Here is a 1,015-nt window from a genome sequence, read left to right on the forward strand (position 1 = left end):
GACAGTGACAGCGGCGTCGATCCGTCCAGTCTGCAATATGTATGGACGAAAAGCGCTAGTGCGCCAGGTGGGGACGAAGAGTGGACCGGCTTTGCAAGCGGAGATGACTTGGAGAAGAATAGTGTGAACGGAGAGTGGTACCTGCATGTGAGAGGGATGGATGTGATCGGTAATATCCTGCAAGCGGTATCCAACCGCTTCCAGCTGTTCATGCTAGTCCTCCCGATCAACAACCAAGCCGGGTTATACGAAGAATCGCGCTTGCTTGACAGTGTGAACATCCACAAGAAAACGCAGGCAGACGGCACCACGATTGAGCAAGTCACCATCTATGAAGCCACACTGAATCAAGCGCTGCAGAAACTGCAGAAGAATCTGCTGACAATACGGGTGGATGACACGACACGTGTGGTGCAAGTGCAACTGCCGACTAAATCTCTCCAATTGGCTGTGCAGTCTGAACCGAATCTTGCTATAAACGTAGAGTTGAACGGTTCAAGCTATCAGCTGCCGCTGTCAGCGATCCGTTGGGAGCAGATAGCCGAGACGCTTGGCGCAGCGCTGGAGAACATGAAGGTGAACCTAACGCTGGAACAAATGGATTCAGACACCGAAGCAGAGCTTCGGCAGCTTACTGCCGATCAGGGGCTGCGTCTAGCCAGCCGCGTCATCGACTTCAAAGTGACGGTAGAGGCGGGCGGCGAAACATTCGAAATCAACGATTTCAACGGAGCCTATACGACCCGGGCGATTGTGATCGATGAGGCAGAGGAAGCCTCCACCTTGATTGGCGTAAGGATAAAGCTGAAGAAGAACACATTCCGCTTCGTCCCTTCCTTGCCGGGAATGCGTGCGGACGGAACGGCGGAACTGGTCATGAACGTACCGTACAACAGCCTGTATGCGGCAATCGAACCGTCCGGCAAAAGCTTCGCGGACCTAACGGGTCATTGGGCGCAGGGAGATGTGGAGCTGCTGGCAACGAAACGGATTGTCGAGGGAGCAGGCCCGGATC

General features: G+C 54.4%; 1 protein-coding gene. It reads left to right on the forward strand.

From position 1 onward, the window contains the following. Nucleotides 1-1,015: hypothetical protein (locus ACFQ2I_RS17205; protein WP_377566357.1), on the forward strand; the 1,015-nt coding region annotated here is incomplete at both ends.

It is taken from the genome of Paenibacillus chungangensis, assembly GCF_042675905.1.
Taxonomy (GTDB): domain Bacteria; phylum Bacillota; class Bacilli; order Paenibacillales; family Paenibacillaceae; genus Pristimantibacillus; species Pristimantibacillus chungangensis.